Raw genomic sequence first — 22496 nt, 5'->3', positions numbered from 1 at the left:
AGGAGGAGATGAGCTCGCCCGTGCGGATGTCATAGGCGAGCAGGTTGCTGCGCGGGGTCTCCTGCTCCCCCGCCGGGCGGGCCGAGGTGAACAGACGCGGCGGTGGTCCGTGCGCTGCTCAACCCGTTCTCCCCGCTCTCGGTCCGCGGCCCGGTCGAGGGACCGGGCCGCACGGCAGCCTGTCACGACCGGTGACGGGCATGGATCACTCGTTGCGGTGCATTCCTCCTGGCCACGAGCGAACAGCCCCCGCGACCGCACGGAGGGTCACGGGGGCCGTGCGTCGTCACCGCGCGGCGGTGACGCTCAGCTCGTCGAAGCGGACCGCGGTGGCGGCGGTGGCGCTGCTCGGCCGGTACGCGGCCAGGCCCACCCCACCCGGCGCCTGCAGCGCCGCGGTGCTGTCGGTGCGCGCCAGCTGCGGCGCGGCCGGCTCGGCCTGCCCGGCCACCCACACCGACCCGGTCACCGTCGTCGTCCCGACCCCGGAGACCTGCACCCGCACCGCCAGCGTCGTGCCCGGCGTCCAGGTCAGCCCCGGCGCCAGCACCTCACCGCCCGGGTAGGTCTCCACGTTCCCGGTCAGCCGCGACAGCGCCAGGTAGACCGCACCGTCGGAGGTGATCCGGGCACGCACCCGGTACTCCTCCCCCGCCCCGACCCGCCGGCCGGTCACGTACACGTACGTGCCACCACCGGTGGGAGCCGAGGAGAGCATGAACGAGGTGCGCACGTCGGCGCTGTCGGTGCTCACCGAGCCCAGGTACGACCCGGTGTTGTTGCCGGCACCGGGCAGCGCCAGCTCCGCCACACCACCGCTCACCGACTGCCGGGTCGCACCGGCCGCCACGGTCCACGCACCACCGACGTCCGCCGTCCCGAGACCCCCGCTGACCGTGCGGCCGAAGGTATCGGCGGCCAGCGCGATCGGGGCGTCGGGGGCACTGACCGTGACGGTGCGCGTCGCCGTGGCGGTGGCGCCCTCGTCGTCGGTCACCGTCAGGGTGACCGTGTAGGTGCCGGCGGCGGCGTAGGTGTGCGACGCCGTCGTGCCGGTGGCCCGGCCACCGTCCCCGAAGGCCCACTCCACCCGGGCCACCCGGCCGTCGCCGTCGGTCGAGCCGGTGGCGTCGACCGCGACGGTCAGGCCGGTCGCCTCGGCGGTCAGGGCCGCCGTGGGCACGCGGTTGACGTGCGGACCGGCGCCCACCAGCCCCACGCGGAAGCTGCTGAGGCGGACCGCGGTGGCGGCGGTGGCGCTGCTCGGCCGGTACGCGGCCAGGCCCACCCCACCCGGCGCCTGCAGCGCCGCGGTGCTGTCGGTGCGCGCCAGCTGCGGCGCGGCCGGCTCGGCCTGCCCGGCCACCCACACCGACCCGGTCACCGTCGTCGTCCCGACCCCGGAGACCTGCACCCGCACCGCCAGCGTCGTGCCCGGCGTCCAGGTCAGCCCCGGCGCCAGCACCTCACCGCCCGGGTAGGTCTCCACGTTCCCGGTCAGCCGCGACAGCGCCAGCCACACCCCGCCGTCCGCGGCCACGCGCACCCGCACCCGGTACTCCTCCCCCGCCCCGACCCGCCGGCCGGTCACGTACACGTACGTGCCGCCACCGGTGGGAGCCGAGGAGAGCATGAACGAGGTGCGCACGTCGGCGCTGTCGGTGCTCACCGAGCCCAGGTACGACCCGGTGTTGTTGCCGGCACCGGGCAGCGCCAGCTCCGCCACACCACCGCTCACCGACTGCCGGGTCGCACCGGCCGCCACGGTCCACGCACCACCGACGTCCGCCGTCCCGAGACCCCCGCTGACCGTGCGGCCGAAGGTGTCCTTGACCAGCGGCGCCGTGTCGATCGGCGCGGTGGCCGTGACCTGCCGGATCGCACCGCCGGTGCCACCGTCGTCGTCGGTGACGGTCAGCGTGACCGTGTAGGTGCCGGCGGCCGTGTAGCGGTGCGTCGCCGTGGCGCCCGTGCCGGTCGTACCGTCACCGAAGTCCCACGCGTACGCGATCACCGAGCCGTCGACGTCCAGACTGGCCGCCGCGTCGACGGCGACGTCCAGGTCCGCCGCGGTGGCGGTGAAGGCCGCCTCGGGGAGCTGGTTGACCGGCGCGGACGCCACGGAGACCAGCGTCGTCGCCGTCCTGGTCGCGCCCTTGTCGTCGGTCACCGTCAGCGAGACCACGTAGGCGCCGGCGGCGGCGTAGGTGTGCCGCGCGGTGCCGCCGGTGGCCCGCTGACCGTCCCCGAAGTCCCAGGCGTAGCCGGTCACGCTGCCGTCGCTGTCCACCGAGCGGCCGGCGTCGACGCTCACGGTCAGCTCGTCCGCGGTGGCGGTGATGCGGGCCGTCGGCGCCATGTTCGGCACGACGGCGCCCCCGCCGGTGGCGTGCGTCCTGATCTGCTCCGCCGAGAGCGCGCTCGGGTAGAGCGCGACCTCGTCGATGCGGCCGGTGAAGGTGTTCACCCCACCGAGGGCCCTGTCGCTGCCGACGCGCAGGTAGCCGTTGTACGACTGGCCGCTCGAGGTGTCGGCGCGCGAGCCCACGAGGACGCCGTCGACGTAGAGCGCCATGCCGGACGAGCCCATCGTCGCGGCCACGTGGTGCCATGCGCCGTCGTTGTAGGACGCGGTGCTGGTCACGGTCCGGGGCAGGGTCATGCCGAGGATCGACGGGGCGTTGACCCCGAAGTTCAGCCGGCCGTTCCCGTCCAGGTAGACCTGCCGGTCGTACGTGGAGCTGTTGCCGCTGGCCTTGCTGGCGAAGCCGATGATGCGGCCACCGCTGGTCGACGTGGTCTGGAACCACGCCTCCTCGGTGAACGTGTTGGGCACCGCGCGGGCCGTGCCGGTGGCCATCGAGGCCGACGAGCTGCCGTTGAAGCTGTACGCGGTGTCGCCGGCCACGGCCCCGGTCACCCCGCGGGTCACACCCGAGCCGACGGTCATGGGGCTGGTGCCGATGGCGTCGGCCGCGGTGCCCGAGCGCTCACCGAGCCGCCAGTGCGACGAGGCGCCGTCCGCGCGCACCGTCTCGGCGTAGGGCCGCGTCTGACCGGCCGTCGGCGCCGGGACGACGTCGACCGCGACCCACGGCGTCGCCACGGTGTTGCCGAACGCGTCGGAGGCGGTGACCCGGTAGCGCAGCGCACCACCGACCCCGGAGTCGGTGGCCGACATGGCCGACCGCTTCCACCAGGTCGACGCCTGCACCGTCTCGGCTACCGGCAGCTCCTCACCCTCGCGCTCGAGGCGGTAGACGAGGGCGGCGTTGTCCTGGTCGGAGGTGGCCGTCCAGGACACGGTCACCTGCCCCGGGGCCGGGGAGGTGGCGGTGGCCGTGAACCCGTCCACGGACGGGCCCACCTGGTTCGGCGCGAGGTCGCGCAGCGCGTAGCGCACCAGGCCCTGCTGGCCGACCCCGTTGACCCGCGGGAACTCGCCGCCGTAGACGACGTACCGGCCGTGCCCGGTGACCGACCAGCCGGCCTGCTCCTGGCCGGTGTAGGTGCCCGGCGTCATGGTCGGGAACCAGGGCAGCAGCGATCCGGCGGGCGAGCCGCGGAAGTTGCCGTTGGTGATGGTCGAGTTCCCGACGGTGCCGGTCGGCGCGAGCGTGAAGGCGACACCGAACTTGTGCACCCGCGGGCTCTGCTCCGGGAAGCCGCCGATGTTGGCGCAGTCGTGGCTGTGGCTGGCGACGTAGACGACGCCGTCGGACACGTGGTTCGAGTACGAGTCGCCACGGCAGTCGTTGATCTCGACGATCGCGCCGCCGTCGGCCTTGACCACGAAGGAGCCCTCGAGGTTGCCCGGGCCGAAGTAGTCGTAAGCGGTGCCGATGACCAGATCGCCGGAGGTGCTCAGGCTGTAGACCGCCGAGTTCACACCCTGGTTGGTCAGCTTCTGGTTGATCGCGAACGGGTTCGTCGCGCCGGTGACCGGGTCGAGCGCCGTCACACCGGTGGCCTTGACACCGTTCATGGAGTCGAACCGGCCGCCGGCGATGACCTGGCCGGTGCCGGCGACGGTCAGCGCGAGCACGGCGTCGCTCGTGCTGCGGTTGCCGTCGGAGTTGCCGGTGGTCGCGCCGACGCCCGGGACAGGGGCCCAGGGCAGCAGGCTGCCGTCGGCGGCGCTGACCGCGGCGAGCCGGCTGCGGCTGACGCTGCCGACCGCGGTGATGCTGCCGCCGAGGTAGACGGTGTCGTTCGTCGCCGCTAGCGCGGCCACCTGGCTCTGGACGGCGGGCGCCCAGTCCGCGACCAGCGCGCCGGTAGCGGTGTCGAAGGCCGCCACCCGCCGGCGGGTCTGCCCGTCGACGGTGGTGAAGTCGCCGGCGGCGTAGAGCCGCGTGCCGTCCGGGGACGCGGCGAGCGCGAGCACCTGACCGTTGAGGTCGTGCGCGAACGACGTGATCAGCTCGCCGGTGCGGATGTCGTAGGCGAGCATGTTGTTCCGCGGGGTCTCGTTCGTGCCGACGGCGGCGCCCGCAGGCCGCGCGCTGCTGAAGGAACCGCCGACGTAGACGGCGTTGCCGACGACGACCTGGGCCCAGGCCACACCGTTGATCTGCACCGTCGGCAGCGCATCCGCCGTGACCGTGGTCGGGGTGGCCGCCGAGGCGGTGAGCGGCAGCGAATCGGCGCGGGCCGTGCCACCGGGCAGCAGGGTCATCGCCCCCGCCGCCGTCAGCACGGCCATGAGGCCGGACAGGGCGCGCGCGGACGCGCGCGCCGAGAGTGCGGTCATGCCAGTTCCCCCGTGTCTCCCCCTGGCCGGACCGGGCAAGCCACCCGACCGACACGTACGGAGAGTGACCATGACACGGATCCGCGAGCTCTCGTGTCACACGTACCGGTGATGACCTGGGCAGATACCCCGGACGAGGGAGCCCATGGTGGCCGTGCGTGAGTGCCACGCCCGGACGCACGCACAGGTCAGCCCCGGGCGGCGCGTGCCGCCCGGGGCTGTCCTGCGGGTCTTGCTGGTGCGGGGGGGTCAGTCGACGGGGCCGCTGAACACCAGCAGCGGGGCACCGGCCTCGTACCCGACCTCGACGGTGACCAGGTCGCGCTGGTCCGCCGGCACGGTGAAGACGTAGACGCCGTCCGCGGTCCCTCCCGGCTCCACCATGTCGAGGCCGAAGGGCCGCTGGGACGGATCATCCAGCGGGGAAGCGGGAGTGCGGTCGGCGCCGTAGTACATGTTGACCGCCGCGCCCGCCACCGCGATCGGCTGCGTCGTCCCGTTCTCGATGCGGACCGTCACCCGGACCGCCGGCCCGGCGATGTTGCCCGGGCCGTTCGCGGTGCCCTCGATCGCCTCGACGGCTGTCAGGGTGGCGACCACGCCGTTGCCGACGGGGGCCGGCGAGTCCAGCGCGACCTCGGGCAGTTCCGGCGGTAGCTGGTCGACGACCTCCGTCGGCCCGGTGGGCGTCGGCGTGGGCGGGTTCGGCACGACGCCGGCCTCCGGCGCGGTACCCGCGGTGCTCGAGGCGGCCGCGCGGTCGGAGTCAGACGTCCCGCCGTCCCCGTCGAGGACCACCAGCAGCGCCACCAGGGCCGCCACCACGACGGCCGCGACGGCGGCCAGGACGACGGTCCGCCGGTGGCGGCCGGGGGCGTCCGGCGCCGGACCCCTGGTCGGCGATTCGGTCGTGGTCACGCGGTCCACCCCCCGTGGACGCCCGTGCGGGCGTCATCCGTGCTGGAACTGATCGCGGCGAGGTCCTCCACGGGGCGGGCCGGGGTGGGCACGAGCAGGTCCCCCAGGGGGACGTCCTCGGGCCCGCCGGCGGCGACGCGTCGACCGGAGGGTCGCCGGCGCGGGACGTCGCGGGCGGCGAGCCGCAGCGCCAGCTGCTCGTAGCCGTCCGCCACGTCGTCCCAGTCGTAGCCTGCGGCGAGTTCCCTCGCCCGGGTACCAGCCTTGGCGACCGCGTCCGGGTCGGCCTCGGCAGCGTCGATCCGCGTGGCCACCTCGGCGGCATCGGCGAAGTAGCGTCCGGCATCGGCGACGACCTCGCGGTTGAAGTCGACGTCGAAGGCGAGGACCGAGGCGCCGGCACCGATGGCGCGCAACAGCGACGGGTTGGTGCCGCCGACCGAGTGCCCGTGCAGGTAGGTGAACGAGTGCGCGTACAGCTGGTCGAGCTGGACCTGGTCCCAGACGCCGCCGAGGAACCGGACGCGGTCGTCGGCGAGGCCGTGCACCGTGGCTGTGTACTCGTCGGAGTAGGGCGCCGAGCCGACCACGACGAGCGGCTTGCGGGCGTCACTGCGCACGTAGCCGTCGACGATGACGTCGACGTGGTTCTCGGGCTCGAAGCGGGCGACCACGAGGTGGTAACCGCCAGGCTCGAGGGCCAGTTCGGCCAGCCGGTCCGCGCCGGGCTCGATGAGCGGCGCCCCGTAGGCGAGCAGGGTGGTGGGCGCCTCGAACTCCCGGTCGTAGTAGTCGGCGATGCCCTGGGCGTCGGCGATGAGCACGTCCGACCAGCGCACGGCCAGTGACTCGGCGAGCCGGTAGTAGCGCCGGCCGGTCCTCCCCCACTTCGCGCGCTTCCACTCCAGCCCGTCGACATGCGTCGCGACCGGGATCCGCGCCAGGCGGAGGGCCGGCAGCAGCGGCGCGTTCGCGGCGTTGAAGACGATCGCGGCATCGGTGCGGCGCCGCACGAGGTGCGCGACGGAGAGCGCGGAGTGGCTCAGCGTCTCCAGCGAGCGCTTGCGGGCCGCGGGGAGGTGGACCAGCTGCATCCCGAGGTGCTCGGCGGGGCGGTCCTCCTGCCCGGGGACCGTGCGGCAGTAGACGACCACCTCGTGGCCGCGCTCGGCCAGCCGGCGGCCGACCTCCTCGACGGCGGTCTCGAACCCGCCGTACCGGGCGGGGACGCCGCGCGTCCCGACCATCGCGATCCGCATCGTTTCCCGTCCGTTCTCATCGCAGCGCTGTCCACGTGGCAACCGCTCACGCGGTCGAGCGCTCCTACTGTCGGTGCTCGGGGTCTCCTTCGACCCCGGACGGCGGAAGGGCGTCACCCTCAGGAGTGACGCCCTTCCGGCGGTCGGTGCGAGGGCTCAGTAGGCCCCGGAGCGGCTGAGCACCGCCCGTCCGGTCTTCCACAGGATCAGCAGGTCGAGGGCGAGCGACCAGTTCTCGACGTAGCGGAGGTCGAGGCGGACCGACTCCTCCCAGGACAGGTCGCTGCGCCCGGAGATCTGCCACAGGCCGGTCAGGCCGGGCTTCACGAGCAGCCGGCGGCTGACCTGGGAGTCGTAGTTCGCGACCTCGGCGGGCAGCGGCGGCCGCGGGCCGACCAGCGACATGGAGCCGCCGAGGATGTTGAACAGCTGGGGCAGCTCGTCGAGCGACAGCCGGCGCAGCCAGCGGCCCACCGGGGTGACCCGCGGATCGGCGCGCATCTTGAACAGCAGGCCGTCGGAGATGTTGTCGCCGCGCAGCTCCTCGAGCCGCCGGTCGGCGTCGGCGACCATGCTGCGGAACTTCAGCATGGTGAACGACTGCCCGTTGACGCCGATCCGCTCCTGGCGGTACAGCACCGGACCGGCGCTGGTCAGCCGCACGGCGAGCGCGATGCCGATCATCACGGGGGCCAGCAGCAGCAGCGCGAACGCGGCGGCGGACCGGTCCACGCCGCCCTTGACCACCCGGCGCCACCCCTCGAAGCACGGCTGCTCCACCGAGAGCAGCGGCAGACCCTCGAACGGGCGGATGTGCAGCCGGGGCCCGGCGACCTCGATCAGACCGGGGGCCACCAGCAGCTCGATGCCGGTGCCCTCCAGCTGCCACGACAGCTGCCGGAGGTACTGGGCAGCGGTCTCGCTGGCCGACGTCACGGCGATGGTGTCGGCGCCGAAGCGGCCGGCGAAGGCGACGACGTCGTCGAGTCCCCCGACGGGGACGCCCGTGCCCTCGGCGACCGTGACCCGGTCGGCCGGCGTGACGCAGGCGGCGACGACCTCGAGACCGGCGAAGTGCTCGCGCTCGAGCCGGGCGACCATCTCGAGGACCGCCCCGCCGCGGCCGACGACGACGACCTTCTTCGTGCAGCGGCCCAGGCTGCGCAGGTGGCGCAGGTACCCCCGGGCGGCGTAGCGCCCGAGGGCGGTGACCACGACCAGCGTCGGCAACGCGATGACCACGAAGGCGCGGCTGAGCTCGAGCACCATGGCGTAGGAGACGAACCCGGTGATCGCCAGCAGGAGGAAGCCGGCCCGCCCGACCCGGCGGTACTCGTCGCTGCCGGTGCCGAAGACCCGCTCGGAGTGCGCGCCGCTGACGGCCAGCAGCGCCGGCCAGGCGGCCACGAGGGCCACGGCCGACCAGAAGAGGTTGCTGCTGACGTCGATCCCGCCCGGGCGGGTCAGCACGACGGCGGCACCGGCGACCGCGGCGGCGAGCGCCTCGAACCCGACCAGCGCCGCCGAGTAGGCGCGGACCCAGCCCGGTGCGGCACGGCGGCCGAGCCGCCGGGACCTGGGCGGGGCGACCGCCGCCCCCGGCCGGCCGAGCAGAGACAGCTCCGCCGGACCGCGTTGGCTCTGCTGGAGCAACATGACTTCCCCCGTTGTCGTGACACTCTGTAGCCGACGCCACAGCCGGTGCTCCGACCACACGCACACCAACAGGTGGAATGCGAGGCCTCCGGCTCAATGAGAGGAAAACACTCACAGAGCGTCACAGGAGCGTCAATACGACCACCCGGTGCTTCACCCGTTCGGGAAGCCGTTCACCCCTTTGCGCAGCCGGGCACCGCGCAGCGTCATCAGCGCGGGTGGACCTCGTTCTGCGCCGCCTCGAGGCCGCGGGCGAGCAGCAGCTCGGCGGCGTCGGCGGCCTCGGAGACCAGGAACGGCAGTTCCTTGCGCTCGGTGGCGGAGAAGTCCTTGAGGACGAAGTCGGCCGGGTCCTGCCGGCCCGGCGGGCGGCCGATGCCGACCCGCACCCGGAGGTAGTCCTTGGTGCCGGTGGAGCGGGTGATCGACCGCAGCCCGTTGTGCCCGCCCTCGCCGCCGCCGCGCTTGAGCCGGACGCTGGCGAAGGGGATGTCGAGCTCGTCGTGCAGCACGACGAGGTCGGCGGGGTCGAGGTGGTGGTAGTCGAGCAGACCGCGGACGGGCCCGCCGGACTCGTTCATGTACGTCGTCGGCCGGGCGAGGACGACACGGCGGCCGGCCAGCCGCCCCTCCCCGGAGAGCGCACGTGCCCGCGCGCCCTTGCCGGGCGAGAGCCGGATGCCGGCCCGGGAGGCCAGCTCCTCGAGCACCATGACGCCGACGTTGTGCCGGTTGCCGGCGTAGCCCGGCCCGGGGTTGCCGAGCCCGACGACCAGGAAGGGGCCTTCGGGCACGACGACGGGGGCGCCGGCGGTGCCGGCGCCCCCGCGGGTCGTGTTCTCGCTCAGCGGGACCCTCAGCTGTTCTCGGTGGACTCCACCGACTCGCCGCTGCCCTGGTCCTGCGGCTCGGGGACGACGTCGCCCTCGCCGACGCCCTCGGCGGCCTCGGCCGACTCCTCGCGCTCGATGCCGGCCTCGGCCTCGGCCTCGGCGAGCTCGGCCTCGAGGGCCTCCGCGGACTGCGCGGCCGACACGTTGACGACGAGCGCCTCGGCGTCGGTGAGCAGCGTCGCGCCGCCCGGCAGCGCCAGCTCGCCGGCGGTGACGCCGTGGCCGGCCTCGCGGCCGGTGACGTCGACCTCGATCGTCTCGGGGATGCTGGTCGCGGCGACCTGCACCGAGACGGTGTTGAGCTCGATGTTGACGATCGTCTCGGCGGCGGCGTCCCCGACCACGGTCACCGGCACGTCGACGGTGACCTTCTCGCCGCGGCGGACGATCAGCAGGTCGGCGTGCTCGTGCTGGCGGGTCAGCGGGTCGCGCTGCACGGACTTGGTCAGCGCCAGCTGCTCCTTGCCGTCCAGGACGACGGTGAGCAGGGCGTTGCTGCCGCCGTTGCGCAGCGCCGCGGCGAACTCGCGGGCCGGCAGCGACAGGTGGACGACGTCCTGGCCGTGCCCGTAGAGGACGGCCGGGATGCGGCCCGCGCGACGGGTCCGGCGGGCGCTGCCCTTGCCGAACTCGGTGCGGACCTCGGCGTCGAGGCGGAAGTCAGCCACGGTGGTGTGCTCCTTGGTATCGGGTCTGCGGTCCGGCGCACGGCGCGCAGCACACCCGCGGAGGGCACACGCACGTCGATCACGGAGCACGAGCTCCCTCGCCGGGCTGTGCTCGAGGGTACCCCAGCCCGCGGGACCGCCGTCCGCCCGCCTCGTGGGGCGCACCGCCCGCCGTCCCCCCGCCTCGCCCGCGCTGCAGGACGGGTGGAGCGTGCGAAGAGCGGGCTCCGCGAGCCGTGCCCGCTACGAGGCGCCGCCGAAGAGCGACGTCACCGAGCCGTCCTCGAAGACCTCCTTGATCGCCCGCGCCAGCAGCGGGGCGATGGACAGGACGGTCAGCTTGTCGAACTGGCGGGCCGGCTCGATCGGCAGCGTGTTGGTGACGATGACCTCGCTGACCCGGCTGTTCTTCAGCCGGTCCACGGCCGCGCCGGAGAGCACCCCGTGCGTGGCGGTGACGATGACGTCGGCGGCGCCGGCCTCGAACAGCGTCTCGGCCGCCTTCACGATCGTGCCGCCGGTGTCGATCATGTCGTCGACCAGGATGCAGACCCGGCCCTCGACCTCGCCGACCACGCGGTTGGCGACCACCTCGTTGGGGCGCATCGGGTCGCGGGTCTTGTGGATGAAGGCCAGCGGGACCCCGCCGAGCTTGTCGCTCCACCGCTCGGAGACCCGGACCCGGCCGGAGTCCGGGGAGACCACCGTGAGGTCGCGGTCGCCCCAGCGCTCGCAGACGTGGCCGACCAGCAGGTCGAGGGCGAAGAGGTGGTCGACCGGCCCGTCGAAGAAGCCCTGGATCTGCGCGGTGTGCAGGTCGACGGCCATCAGCCGGTCGGCGCCGGCGGTCTTGAACATGTCGGCCACCAGGCGGGCCGAGATCGGCTCGCGGCCGCGGTGCTTCTTGTCCTGGCGGGCGTAGGGGAAGAACGGGGCGACGACGGTGATCCGCTTGGCCGAGGCGCGCTTGAGCGCGTCGACCATGATCAGCTGCTCCATGAGCCAGGTGTTGATCGGCGCCGTGTGGCTCTGCACGACGAAGGCGTCGCAGCCGCGTACCGACTCCTCGAAGCGCACGAACAGCTCGCCGTTGGCGAACTCGTAGGCGGCGGTCGGCGTGGGGGTGACGCCGAGGTGACCGGCGATCTCGGCCGTGAGCTCGGGGTAGGCCCGGCCGGAGAAGAGCATCAGGCTCTTGCTGGTGGTCTGCCGGATGACGCTCATCGGCTCGTCTGCCCCTAGTTCTCAGTCCGTGGTGGTGCCTCCGGGCGTGCCGGCGTCGGACTCCGCGGCCCGCGCCTCGGCCGCCTCCGCGGCCTCCGCGGCGGGTGTCCCGGCTCGGCGGCGGCGCACCCAGCCTCCCACATTCCGCTGCTGCGCCCGCGCGACGGCCATGGCCCCCGGTGGGACGTCGGACACGATGACCGAGCCCGCGGCGGTGTAGGCGCCGTCCCCGACGGTCACCGGGGCGACCAGCATGGTGTCGGACCCGATCCGCACGTGGTCGCCGACCGTGGTGTGGTGCTTGGCCACGCCGTCGTAGTTCACGAAGATCGTCGCGGCGCCGATGTTGGCGCCCGTGCCGATGGTCGCGTCCCCCACGTACGACAGGTGCGGCACCTTCGAGTCCTCGCCCACGGCGGCGTTCTTGGTCTCGACGAAAGCGCCCACCTTCGCCCCGCGGGCCAGCCGGGTGCCCGGGCGCAGGTAGCTGAAGGGACCCACGCTGGCCGCGGGGCCGATCTGCGCGCCGGAGCAGTGCGAGCGCACCACCTCGGCACCCTCGCCCACCTCGCAGTCGGTCAGCGTGGTGTCCGGGCCGACGACGGCGCCGGCCGCCACCGACGTGCGCCCGAGCAGCTGGGTGCCCGGCTGCAGGACGGCGTCGGGCTCGACGGTGACCGTCACGTCCACCCACGTGGTCGCCGGGTCGACGACGGTCACGCCCGAGACCATGAGCTCGTCGAGCACGCGGTCGTTGAGCGTCCGTCGACGCGCGGCGAGCTCGCGCCGGTCGTTGCAGCCGAGCACGTCGGCCGGGTCCTCGGCGACGTGCCCGCCGACCCGCGCCCCGTCGCGCACCAGCAGGGCCAGGACGTCGGTCAGGTAGATCTCGCCCTGCTCGTTGTCGCCCTTGACCTCGCGCAGCGCGTCACGGACGGCGGCGATGTCGCCCACGTAGACGCCGGCGTTGACCTCGGCGATCGCGCGCTGGCCAGGGTCGGCATCGCGCTCCTCGACGATGGCGCGCACCGCCCCGTCCCGGTTGCGGACGATCCGCCCCAGCCCCGTCGGGTCGTCGACCACCGCGGTGAGGACGGTCAGCGCGTTGCGGTCCTCCTGGTGGGTCGCCACCAGGTCGACGACGGTGGCCGGCCGCAGCAGGGGCGCGTCGCCGTTGACGATGAGCACCGCGCCCTCGATCCCGGCGAGCGCGTCGAGGCCGATCGCCGCGGCGTGGCCGGAACCCCGCTGCTCCTCCTGCACGGCCGGCACGGCGTCCGGGGCGATCCCGGCCAGGTGCTCCTCGACGGCCTCCCGGCCGGCCCCGACGACGACCACGGTGCGCGCCGCCCCCAGCGGCTCGGTCGCCGCGAGCACGTGGCCCAGCAGCGACCGGCCGCCGAGGGTGTGCAGCACCTTGGGCAGCCGCGAGCGCATGCGGGTGCCCTGGCCGGCGGCGAGGACGACGACGGCGGCGACCGTCGGGGCGGGCTGCGGGCTCACGGGACTCCTCATGCCTGTCGGACGGTGCTCTCGGCTGGGGGACTCGGACTCGAACCGAGACTTCCCGGCTCCAAAGGCCGGCGGGCTGCCGATTACCCCATCCCCCACCGGGCGGCGGCTCGCACCGGGCGCCCGGGAGCAGCCTAGGCCGTCGGCGATTCGCGGCGCGGACGGTTGGGGAGGCGGAATCGCGGGCATCCCTACGGCCACGTAGGTTACGGCGACGTAGCTTCGGTCGGCCCCGCCCCGGAGCCGGTTCCCCCCTGTCCGCCCCGCGCTCCCGGAGGCCCCTTGTCCGCTCCCTCGCTCGACCGGCCCGCCCGCCCCCGCGTTCCCCGGCCCGCCGGTCCCGCCGATCCGGACGCCGGGCTGCCGGCCAACGCCCTCGGGGAGGTGAAGCGCCCCGGCGAGCAGGTGGCCCTCTACGTCTTCGTGCTCGTGCCGTTCCTCGCCCTGGCCGCCGTGGTCCCGGCGGTGTGGGGCTGGGGGCTGTCGTGGACCGACGTCACGCTGTTCGCCGTCTTCTACGCGATCGGGCTGCTCGGCATCACCGTCGGCTACCACCGGCACTTCACGCACGGCTCGTTCAAGGCGAGCCGGCCGCTGCGCATCGCGCTCGTCATCGCCGGTTCGGTCGCCGTCCAGGGCCCGGTCGTGCAGTGGGTGGCCGACCACCGCCGCCACCACGCCTTCTCCGACCGTGCGGGCGACCCGCACTCGCCCTGGCGCTACGGCGACGACCTGCGGGCGCTGACCAAGGGCATGTTCCACGCGCACATCGGGTGGCTGTTCGACAAGCGCCAGACCAACCCGCAGCGCTACGCCCCCGACCTGCTCAAGGACACCGCGCTGCTCCGCACCAGCCGGCTGTTCGTGCTGTGGGCCGGCCTCGGCTTCTTCCTGCCGGCGCTGATCGGCGGCCTGGTCACGATGAGCTGGACCGGCGCCTGGACGGCGTTCTTCTGGGCCGGCCTCGTGCGCGTCGCCCTGCTGCACCACGTGACGTGGTCGATCAACTCGCTCTGCCACACGATCGGCAACCGGCCGTTCGCCGCCCGCGACCGGTCCACCAACTTCTGGCCGCTGGCGATCCTCAGCGCCGGGGAGTCGTGGCACAACCTGCACCACGCCGATCCGACCTGCGCCCGGCACGGCGTGCTGCGGGGCCAGATCGACATCAGCGCCCGGGTCATCTGGATCTTCGAGAAGCTCAGCTGGGCGCGCGACGTCAAGTGGCCCGACCCGGTCCGGCTCGCCGCAAAGCGACGCACCCCCGAGCCGGCGACGACGTGACCCGAGCCGACCCCCCCCCTCCTCCGCCCGGGCGACCCGGCCGCCGCCGGACGCCGGGGCGGAGCGCTTCCCGGGGCACGATGGCAGCCATGAGCAGCAGTGCGGCCCGCCCCCGGGTGCGGATGACCGGTGCGCAGCGGCGGCAGCAGCTGCTCGACATCGGCCGGGAGCTGTTCGGTCAGCGCGGCTACGAGGCCACCTCGATCGAGGAGGTGGCCGCCCGCGCCGACGTGAGCAAGCCGGTCGTCTACGAGCACTTCGGCGGCAAGGAAGGGCTCTACGCCGTGGTCGTCGACCGGGAGATGCAGCTGCTGCTCGACCGGTTCACCTCGGCGCTGTCGACGCCCGGCACGCCCCGCGAGCTGCTCGAGCGGGCCGCGCTCGTCCTGCTCGACTACATCGAGGACGACACCGACGGCTTCCGCGTGCTCACCCGTGACCTGCCGGTCACCAACAGCGCCGGCACCTTCTCGACGCTGATCGGCGAGGTGGCCAGCAAGGTCGAGCACATCCTGGCCGACCAGTTCGACCTGCGCGGCTACGACCCCCAGCTGGCCGAGCTCTACAGCCAGGCGCTGGTGGGGATGGTCGTGCTGGTCGGGCAGTGGTGGCTCGACACCCGGTCACCGGGCAAGCGCGAGGTCGCCGCCCACCTGGTGAACCTGGCCTACAACGGCGTCTCCCACCTGGAGCCCTCCCCCGGTCTGGTCGGCGAGGCCTGAGGACCCTCAGCCCACGAGGCGGGCGCCGGGCACCGGGCCGTGCACGGCCCGCACGGTCCGGAAGACGCCCTCGCCGGCCAGCGTGGCGGCCAGCCGGACCGCGGCCTCCTCGTCCTCGGCCAGCGCGGCCACGGTGGGACCGGATCCGCTGAGGAAGGCCGCCAGCGCGCCGGCGTCGGTCGCCGCCCGCAGCGCCCGCCGCAGCTCCGGGCGCAGGCTGACCGCCGGGGTCTCCAGGTCGTTGGCCAGCGCCTGGGCGAGCGCGGACGGCGGACCGCTGCCGAGCGCGGCGATGACCGGCTGCATCGACGGTGCGTCGGTGCCGTCGGGCAGCCGCCCGGTGGCGCGCAGCCGGTCGAGTTCGGCGTAGACCGCGGGCGTCGACAAGCCCTCGCGCGCGATGCCCAGCACCCAGTACGACTGCCGGCGTGCCAGCACCGGCGAGAGCCGCTCCCCGCGGCCGCTGCCCAGCGCCACCCCGCCGAGCAGGCTGAACGGGACGTCGCTGCCGAGCTGCGCGGCCAGGTCGGCGAGGTCGCCGCGGGTCGCGCCGGTGTTCCAGAGCGCGTCGAGGGCGACCAGCGCGGCCGCGGCGTCGGCGCTGCCCCCGGCGAGCCCGGCGGCGGCCGGGATGGCCTTGGCGATGTCGATGGCGGCGTGCGCCTTGACCCCGGCGTGCTCGGCCAGCAGGACGGCGGCGCGCCAGACGAGGTTGCGGCGGTCGGTGGGCACGTGGTCGACGCCCGTGCCGGGCGCCGTCCCCTCCCCCGAGACGGTCAGCGACAGCCCCTCGGCCGGCCGGGCCGTGACGGTGTCGAACAGGGAGACGGCGAGGAAGACGGTCTGCAGGTCGTGGTAGCCGTCGGGCCGCAGCGGACCGATCGACAGGTGCACGTTGACCTTCGCCGGCGCACGGGCCACCACCGCGCCGTCCCCGGCGATCCGCCCCGGGCCGCCGTGCGTCGACCAGCTCACGGTTGGCCATCCTCCGCCACCGGGGTGGCTGCGAGGCGGGCGAAGTCCACCACCGAGAGCTGCTCGCCGCGGGCCGCGGGGTCGATGCCCGCCGCGCGCAGCCGCGCCTCGGCGGCGGCGGGGCTGCCCGCCCACCGGGCGAGCGCCCCGCGCAGGCTCTTGCGCCGCATGGCGAAGGCCGCGTCGACCACGGCGAACGTCGCCGCGCGGTCCCCCGGCGGAGGCGGACGGCGGACCAGGGCGACCAGGCCCGAGTCGACGTTGGGCTCGGGCCAGAAGACCCGCCGTCCCACCGACCCGGCCCGGCGCACCTCGCCGTACCAGGCCGCCTTGACCGACGGGACCCCGTAGGCGGGGGTGCCGGGCTCGGCGGCCAGCCGCTCGGCCACCTCGGCCTGGACCAGGACCAGCGCCCGCTGCAGCGACGGCAGCAGCTCGAGCAGGTGCAGCAGCACGGGCACGGCGACGTTGTACGGGAGGTTGGCCACCAGGGCGGTCGGCGGCGGCCCGGGCAGCTCCTCGACGCGGAGGGCGTCGGCCCGGACGACGGTGAGCCGGTCGGCGAGCGCGGGCAGCCGCTCGGCCACGGTCCGCGGCAGCAGGTCGGCCAGCCGGGGGTCGATCTCCACCGCCACGACCGAGGCCGCGGCCGGCAGCAGGCCGAGGGTGAGCGAGCCCAGGCCGGGGCCCACCTCGCAGACGACGTCGTCGGGACGCACCCCGGCCGTGCGGACGATCCGCCGGATGGTGTTGGCGTCGTGCAGGAAGTTCTGCCCGAGCGACTTGGTGGGCCGCAGGTCGAGCTGCCGGGCCAGGTCGCGGATCGCGGCCGGACCCAGCAGCCCGTCGGCGGGCTCGGGCGACGTGCTCAGCGCGACCGGGTCACAGGTACCGGCCGCAGTGCGGCCACGAACTGGCACCGGTGCGCTGGTAGAGCAGCTGCGCCCGGTAGGTCTGCTCGTCGGGGGACGCCTCGGACGGCAGGCCCGTACCGCCGACCGAGCGCCACGTGGAGACGGAGAACTGGTAGAGGCCGTGGTAGAGGCCGTTCGCGCTGACGATGCTCGGGTTGCCGCCCGACTCGCAGCGCGCCAGCGCGGCCCAGTCGAGACCGTCGGCGGACGGGGTGTTCGCCGGGCGCTCCTTGGTGCCGACCGTGACCAGCTCGTCCACCGGCGGCTTGGTGACGGTGGAGGACAGCTGCTGGCGGCCGGTCTCGACGCCGTCGACGACCGTCACCCGCCACACCGTCGTCTGCTCGCCGTCCGCCCCCGGCTGGGTGACCGTCTCGTCGCCCTCGAACGCCTCGGGGTCGGGGGTCTCGACCCGGCCGTGCGGGACGGCGGTGACCTCGGTGACGTCGGAGACCTGGACCCGGAAGACCTGCAGCCGCATCCGGTCGAGCAGCGCCTGGGTGGGGTAGAGGCTGGTGCGGTCGGTCTCGCTCAGCACCACCCCCTGCTCGGCGAGCAGGTCACCGGCGGTCGCCGCGGTGGTGGTGACCAGGCGCTCCTGGCCGTCGACGACCAGGATGACCTCCTTGGGCGTGGTGATCGACAGCTGCATGCCGTCCAGCGGCAGGCGCTCGCTGCGGCTGGCGGAGAGCACCAGGTCCTGGGCGCGGAAGCCGAGCTGGTCGAGCGCCTCGTCGACCGACAGCGCGGTGACGTAGACCTCGCTGCTCACGCCGTCGACGGTGAGCTGCAGCGGGCGGGCCCGGTTGAGCACGACGGTGTCGCCGTCGCCGACCTCGGCGTCCTCGGCCGGCAGGACGACGTCGTGCGCGGCGGGCTCGAGGCCCTCCTCCTCCAGGACCTCCCCCACGGTGTCGGCGTAGGTGGTGACCGACCGGGACTGCCCGTCGATGGTGAGGGTCAGCGACTTCTGGGCCAGGTAGTAGGCCACCGAGCCGCCGACGAGCCCCACGAGCACGAGGGCGAAGAGGCTGAGCTGGAGGGAGCGGCGCACGACACTTCCACTGGGTCACGGAACCCGGGCAGGAGCCGGACCGCGCGCACCACCGGGAGGAGGAGTCCCGGTCGGTGAACGCCGCCCGGGTCGGTCTCCACCCCGGCTGTCAGTCACGACACGATAACGAACACGGTGCGAGGAGCAAGGTGCGACGGCAGTCAACCAGGTGATCGCCATGTCGCCTTGTGGGCGCGCCGATACGTAGAGTGACGGACGTGCCGGGTGTGACCGCTGGGACGGGTGCGCACGGTGGGTTCGGCCGGTGACCGACGCCACAGTGTGGCCGCCCTCTCGGGCGGGCAGGGGGACGGGTTCGCTCAGCCGGCGAGGGCGCGCTCGTCCACCCGGACCGGGCGCAGCCAGGTGAGCAGGAACCCGCCGACGGCGACCCCGGCGGCCAGCGCCGAGAAGCCGCCCGCGACCAGGGCCACCGGGAGCAGGTCGAAGCCCTCCGTCACCTGGTCGCCGCGCTCGATGCCGGCCAGCAGCAGGAGCGCGCCGAGGGGCAGCAGCGCGAGCACGCTGGCCGCCGCGGCGACGAGGTGGGCGGTCCAGGTGCGCAGCGCCTCGTCCACGGGGACGTCGGCACCCTCCGCGGGCAGCGGGCGGACGACCGCCCGCAGCAGGGCGACCTCCGCGAGCAGCCAGGCGACGAGCGGGACCACGAGGGCGACCCAGCCCACCGCGTCGGCGAGCTGGCCGTCGCGCCAGAGCAGGACGGCCGCGAGGACCTCGGCGGCGACGACCGCGCGCATGGTCCACAGCAGCCACGCCGAGATCAGCTCGCCCAGGCGGGGGCGGCGGGGCGGGGCGGTCAGCGGCCAGCGCGGCCGCGGCCGGGTGGCCTCGGCGAGCAGGACCCCGACGAGCAGCCCGACGGCCAGCGCCGGCACCCACAGGAAGACCGAGGCCTCGGCGAAGAGCACGATGCTGCCGACGATGCCGAGGACGCCCAGCAGGAAGCCGAGCCGGCGGACCCGGCGGCCGTGCTGCGCCTGCCGGCGCAGCGTCGCGACGCCGTCCTGGTCGGGGGTGGCGAACTCGACGGCGGCGGAGGCGACGGCCCGGCGGCCGGCCGCCAGCCACCAGGCCCGGGACAGCAGCACGCCGGGCACCAGGACGGCGATGAACAGCACGACGGCGATGAGGCGGCCCACGGCGTCCAGTGTGCATCGGTTCGCCGTGCGCCGGGATCCCTAGTCCCCCCAGGGGCCGAAGATGCGCTCCGCGTTGCCGGTCAGGGTCGCGCAGAGCTGCTCGAGCTCCACGCCGGTCACCTCCGCCAGGGCGCGGACGGTGTGCGGCACCAGCCGCGAGGCGTTCGGGCGGCCGCGGAACGGCACCGGGGTGAGGAAGGGCGCGTCGGTCTCGACGAGCAGCTGCTCGACCGGCGTGAGCGCCGCCGCCTCGCGCAGGTGGGCGGCGTTGGCGAAGGTCAGCGTGCCGGCGAAGGAGAGCACGTAGCCGCGCTCGACGCAGGCCTTGGCGAAGGCGGCGTCGCCGGAGAAGCAGTGGAAGACGGTGTGCTCGGGAGCGCCCTCGTCCTCGAGCACCCGCAGGATCTCCTCGTGCGCGTCGCGGTCGTGGATGACCAGCGCGATCCCGTGCTCCTTGGCGATGCGGACGTGCGCCCGGAAGGACGCCTCCTGCGCCGTCCACCCCTCCGGCCCGGTGCGGTAGCGGTCGAGGCCGGTCTCCCCCACGGCGCGCACCCGGGGGTGGGCGGCGAGCCGGTCGATCTCGGTCAGGGCGTCGTCGGTCGCCCGGCCGGCGCCGGCCTCGTTGGGGTGCACGGCGACGGCGGCGAGCACGTTCGGGTGCCGGGCGGCGAGCTCGGCCGACCACCGCGACGAGGCGACGTCCACGCCCACCTGGACCAGCCGGGGGACGCCGACCTCGGCCGCCGCGGCGATCTCGGCGTCGACGTCCTCGGGCGCCGGGAGGTCGCCCTCGTCGTCGTCCCCCGGGCGCGCGCCCAGGACGATGTCGAGGTGGGTGTGGCTGTCCAGCGCAGGGGACGGCAGCGGCTCCGGGGACGGCGGGAGCTCCCCGCGCCGGTTGGCGCGGGACGCGGCGGAGCGACTCACTCGCCCTCTTCCAGCCGGCGCAGCTCCTCCTCGACGACCGACTCGTCGAGCTTCTTGAACACCGGCGTCGGCGGCTGCAGCGGCGTCCCCGCCGCCAGCGGCCGCGAGGCCCACACCGCCTGCGCGGCGGCGTAGTCGCCGGTGATGATCGGGTACGGCGAGCCGTCGTCGAGGTCCTCGGTCTCGACCACCTGCGGTGCCGGCGACCACACGCCGGTGCCGCCGAGCAGCTCGTGCACCTTCTGCGCCGAGTGCGGCAGGAACGGCGTGAGCAGCGTGTTGCAGTCGCTGACCGCCTGCAGCGCGGTGTGCAGGACCGTGTCCCGCCGGACCGGGTCCTCCTTGAGCTTCCACGGCGCCTGGTCGGACAGGTACTTGTTCGCCTCGCCGACCACGCGCATCGCCTCGGTCGCCGCCGCCTTCTGCCGGTTGCGCGCGAGCAGGTCGCCCACGGTGGCGAACGCGGCCCGGGTGGTGGCCAGCAGACCGTGGTCGGCGTCGGTCAGCTCGGCCGGCGTGGGGACGGCGCCGACGTTCTTGGCCGCCAGCGACACGCTGCGGTTGACCAGGTTGCCCCAGCCGGCCACCAGCTCGTCGTTGTTGCGGCGGCGGAACTCCGACCAGGTGAAGTCGGTGTCCTGGGTCTCCGGCCCGGCGACGGCGATGAAGTAGCGCAGCGCGTCGGCGTCGTAGCGGGCGAGGAAGTCGCGCACGTAGATGACGACCTGGCGGCTGCTGGAGAACTTGCGGCCCTCCATGGTGAGGAACTCGCTGGAGACGACCTCGGTGGGCAGGTTCAGCCGGCCGAGGTCACCGGCGGACCCGCCCCTGTCGCCCTCGCCGTTGTAGCCGAGCAGCTGCGCGGGCCAGATCTCGGAGTGGAAGACGATGTTGTCCTTGCCCATGAAGTAGTAGGCGTCGGACTCCGGCGACTGCCACCACTGCCGCCAGGCCTCGGGGTCGCCCGAGCGGCGCGCCCACTCGATCGACGCCGAGAGGTAACCGACGACGGCGTCGAACCAGACGTAGATGCGCTTGTCGGGGCGGTCGCGCCAGCCGTCGAGCGGCACCGGCACGCCCCAGTCGATGTCCCGCGTGTAGCTGCGCGGCTTGAGGTCCTCGAGCAGGTTGACGCTGAAGTTCAGGACGTTGGGCCGCCAGCTCTTGCGGGTGGCCAGCCAGTCGCCCAGCGCCTTGGTGAACGCGGGCAGGTCGAGGAAGTAGTGCTCGCTCTCGACGAACTTCGGGGTCTCGCCGTTGATCCGGCTGACCGGGTTGATGAGGTCGGTCGGGTCGAGCTGGTTGCCGCAGTTGTCGCACTGGTCGCCGCGGGCGCCGTCGTAGCCGCAGATGGGGCAGGTGCCTTCGATGTAGCGGTCGGGCAGGGTGCGCCCGGTCGACGGGCTGATCGCGCCGAGCGTGGTCTTCGGGAAGACGTAGCCGTTCTTCAGCAGGCCGAGGAAGATCTCCTGGCTGATCCGGGCGTGGTTGACCGTCGTCGTCCGCGTGAACAGGTCGTAGGACAGCCCGAGGCTGGCCAGGTCGCCCACGATGATCCGGTTGTTGCGGTCAGCGATCTCCCGCGGCGTCACGCCCTCGGCGTCGGCGGCGACGGTGATCGGCGTGCCGTGCTCGTCGGTGCCGCTGACCATCAGCACGTCGTCCCCGCTCATGCGGTGGAAGCGGCTGAAGACGTCGGACGGGACGCCGAAGCCGGAGACGTGGCCGATGTGCCGCGGACCGTTGGCGTAGGGCCAGGCCACGGCGGTCAGGATGTGCCGATCACTCACGGCACGAGAGTAGTGAGCCCCGTCGAGCGGGTTCCGCTCAGCGGGTGGAGGAGACGGTCCCGCCCGGCATGCCGGCGTCGTTGCCGCCGGTCGTCGGGCCCAGCAGCGCGACGGCACCCAGGACCACGCCGATCACGGCGAGGGTCGCCACGCACACCCCCCGGTGGGTGGCCACCGGGTCGGGACGGCGCTCGCGCGGCCGCGGGCCGGCGGCCACCCAGTCCACCGCGGTCGGGGCGCCGGCGAGCAGCAGCTTGCCCACCGGCAGGGCGAGGGCCAGGAGGGCCACCGCGGGCAGGGGCAGGGCCCGCGGCAGGTAGGCGTCCAGGTCGGTCGTGAACAGGCCGACGAGGAAGAGGAGGGCGACCAGCGCCAGCTCGAGGTGGGCGACCCACGCGAGGATCCCGCGGCCGGCGCCGTCGACGAGGGTGGCCGCGCCCCCGGCGCAGCCGACGATCCAGGAGGCCAGCGCCAGCAGCACCAGCACGACCACGCCGCCGCTGGGCCGGTCGGGCGAGGTGAGCACCCCGTCCAGGCCGGTGAGTGCGCCGGCGAGCAGCGCCACCGCCTCGAGCAGCGCGATCGCGGCCGCGCCGACGACGGTCGCCGGCAGCCGGCGGACGGCCGGGGCGGTCTCCGGCGCCACCGGGCGGGTGTCGCGGGCGTCGAGGACGCTGGTCGCCACGGGGAGCTCCTAGGACGGGGACTGCTGTCCCCGGTTCCGTCGGTGCTCCCGCGGCGGCGCTGGATCCCCCGCGCGGGGGGCCTCACCCCTGGGGGTGAG

General features: G+C 74.3%; 17 protein-coding genes and 1 tRNA gene. 2 read left to right on the top strand and 16 right to left on the bottom strand.

The annotated features are described in order from the left end of the window. Positions 1-286: 286 nt before the first annotated feature. From ACI797_RS03410 to ACI797_RS03370, 9 genes are all read right to left on the bottom strand, one after another. The gene (locus tag ACI797_RS03410; RefSeq protein WP_456857106.1) at positions 287-4753 is read right to left on the bottom strand and encodes a PKD domain-containing protein; all 4467 of its coding nucleotides are present in this window, start codon (positions 4751-4753) and stop codon (positions 287-289) included. Positions 4754-5002: 249 nt separating this feature from the next. Then, positions 5003-5671: a hypothetical protein gene (locus ACI797_RS03405; RefSeq protein ID WP_456857105.1), complete on the bottom strand. Its 669-nt coding sequence runs from the start codon at positions 5669-5671 to the stop codon at positions 5003-5005. Then, a complete protein-coding gene (locus ACI797_RS03400) occupies positions 5668-6930 on the bottom strand; it encodes a DUF1972 domain-containing protein (protein WP_456857104.1) in 1263 nt (420 codons plus the stop codon). The genes ACI797_RS03405 and ACI797_RS03400 overlap by 4 nt, the downstream gene beginning before the upstream one ends. 156 nt (positions 6931-7086) lie before the next feature. Then, positions 7087-8586, bottom strand: a complete 1500-nt coding sequence (locus tag ACI797_RS03395) for a sugar transferase (RefSeq protein WP_456857103.1) — start codon at positions 8584-8586, stop codon at positions 7087-7089. Positions 8587-8795: 209 nt separating this feature from the next. Further along, positions 8796-9380: an aminoacyl-tRNA hydrolase gene (gene pth / locus ACI797_RS03390; RefSeq protein ID WP_456541509.1), complete on the bottom strand. Its 585-nt coding sequence runs from the start codon at positions 9378-9380 to the stop codon at positions 8796-8798. 62 nt (positions 9381-9442) lie between these two features. Next, positions 9443-10147 carry a 50S ribosomal protein L25/general stress protein Ctc gene (locus tag ACI797_RS03385; RefSeq protein ID WP_456857102.1) on the bottom strand — a complete coding sequence of 235 codons (705 nt, stop codon included), beginning with the start codon at positions 10145-10147 and terminating at the stop codon, positions 9443-9445. A 243-nt stretch (positions 10148-10390) separates the two neighbouring features. Continuing rightward, positions 10391-11371, bottom strand: a complete 981-nt coding sequence (locus tag ACI797_RS03380; RefSeq protein WP_456541511.1) for a ribose-phosphate diphosphokinase — start codon at positions 11369-11371, stop codon at positions 10391-10393. 21 nt (positions 11372-11392) lie between these two features. Next, entirely contained in the window at positions 11393-12874 is a 1482-nt protein-coding gene (glmU, locus tag ACI797_RS03375) for a bifunctional UDP-N-acetylglucosamine diphosphorylase/glucosamine-1-phosphate N-acetyltransferase GlmU (protein ID WP_456857101.1), read from the bottom strand. A gap of 34 nt (positions 12875-12908) precedes the next feature. Beyond that, positions 12909-12981: transfer RNA gene (locus ACI797_RS03370), tRNA-Gln, on the bottom strand. A 184-nt stretch (positions 12982-13165) separates the two neighbouring features. Between ACI797_RS03370 and ACI797_RS03365 the strand changes: the two genes are divergently transcribed. Beyond that, a complete protein-coding gene (locus tag ACI797_RS03365; RefSeq protein ID WP_456857100.1) occupies positions 13166-14167 on the top strand; it encodes an acyl-CoA desaturase in 1002 nt (333 codons plus the stop codon). Positions 14168-14256: 89 nt separating this feature from the next. Further along, positions 14257-14889 carry a TetR/AcrR family transcriptional regulator gene (locus ACI797_RS03360; RefSeq protein WP_456541514.1) on the top strand — a complete coding sequence of 211 codons (633 nt, stop codon included), beginning with the start codon at positions 14257-14259 and terminating at the stop codon, positions 14887-14889. A gap of 6 nt (positions 14890-14895) precedes the next feature. Here ACI797_RS03360 and ACI797_RS03355 read toward each other — a convergent pair whose 3' ends face one another. From ACI797_RS03355 to ACI797_RS03325, 7 genes are all read right to left on the bottom strand, one after another. Continuing rightward, the gene (locus ACI797_RS03355) at positions 14896-15864 is read right to left on the bottom strand and encodes a 4-(cytidine 5'-diphospho)-2-C-methyl-D-erythritol kinase (protein WP_456857099.1); all 969 of its coding nucleotides are present in this window, start codon (positions 15862-15864) and stop codon (positions 14896-14898) included. Next, positions 15861-16784, bottom strand: a complete 924-nt coding sequence (rsmA, locus tag ACI797_RS03350; RefSeq protein ID WP_456857098.1) for a 16S rRNA (adenine(1518)-N(6)/adenine(1519)-N(6))-dimethyltransferase RsmA — start codon at positions 16782-16784, stop codon at positions 15861-15863. Before rsmA ends, ACI797_RS03355 begins: the two co-directional genes overlap by 4 nt. After that, the gene (locus ACI797_RS03345; protein ID WP_456857097.1) at positions 16747-17832 is read right to left on the bottom strand and encodes a ubiquitin-like domain-containing protein; all 1086 of its coding nucleotides are present in this window, start codon (positions 17830-17832) and stop codon (positions 16747-16749) included. The genes rsmA and ACI797_RS03345 overlap by 38 nt, the downstream gene beginning before the upstream one ends. 320 nt (positions 17833-18152) lie before the next feature. After that, positions 18153-18992, bottom strand: coding sequence for a hypothetical protein (locus ACI797_RS03340; RefSeq protein WP_456857096.1), 840 nt, complete (start codon positions 18990-18992; stop codon positions 18153-18155). Positions 18993-19031: 39 nt separating this feature from the next. After that, the gene (locus ACI797_RS03335; RefSeq protein WP_456857095.1) at positions 19032-19922 is read right to left on the bottom strand and encodes a TatD family hydrolase; all 891 of its coding nucleotides are present in this window, start codon (positions 19920-19922) and stop codon (positions 19032-19034) included. Beyond that, positions 19919-21712: a methionine--tRNA ligase gene (gene metG / locus ACI797_RS03330; protein ID WP_456857094.1), complete on the bottom strand. Its 1794-nt coding sequence runs from the start codon at positions 21710-21712 to the stop codon at positions 19919-19921. The genes ACI797_RS03335 and metG overlap by 4 nt, the downstream gene beginning before the upstream one ends. A 37-nt stretch (positions 21713-21749) precedes the next feature. Further along, complete coding sequence (locus tag ACI797_RS03325; protein WP_456857093.1) at positions 21750-22397, bottom strand: hypothetical protein; 648 nt, start codon at positions 22395-22397, stop codon at positions 21750-21752. Positions 22398-22496: the final 99 nt, after the last annotated feature.

The sequence above is a fragment of the Geodermatophilus sp. SYSU D00691 genome (genome assembly GCF_054050275.1).
This window is presented reverse-complemented; position numbering and strand designations above follow the sequence as displayed.

Excerpts from the sequence above, each read along its gene's own strand:
- ACI797_RS03400 (WP_456857104.1), bottom strand. The coding sequence starts at position 6,930 with ATGCGGATCGCGATGGTCGGGACGCGCGGCGTCCCCGCCCGGTACGGC.
- ACI797_RS03410 (WP_456857106.1), bottom strand. The coding sequence starts at position 4,753 with ATGACCGCACTCTCGGCGCGCGCGTCCGCGCGCGCCCTGTCCGGCCTC.
- ACI797_RS03360 (WP_456541514.1), top strand. The coding sequence starts at position 14,257 with ATGAGCAGCAGTGCGGCCCGCCCCCGGGTGCGGATGACCGGTGCGCAG.
- ACI797_RS03395 (WP_456857103.1), bottom strand. The coding sequence starts at position 8,586 with ATGTTGCTCCAGCAGAGCCAACGCGGTCCGGCGGAGCTGTCTCTGCTC.
- ACI797_RS03380 (WP_456541511.1), bottom strand. The coding sequence starts at position 11,371 with ATGAGCGTCATCCGGCAGACCACCAGCAAGAGCCTGATGCTCTTCTCC.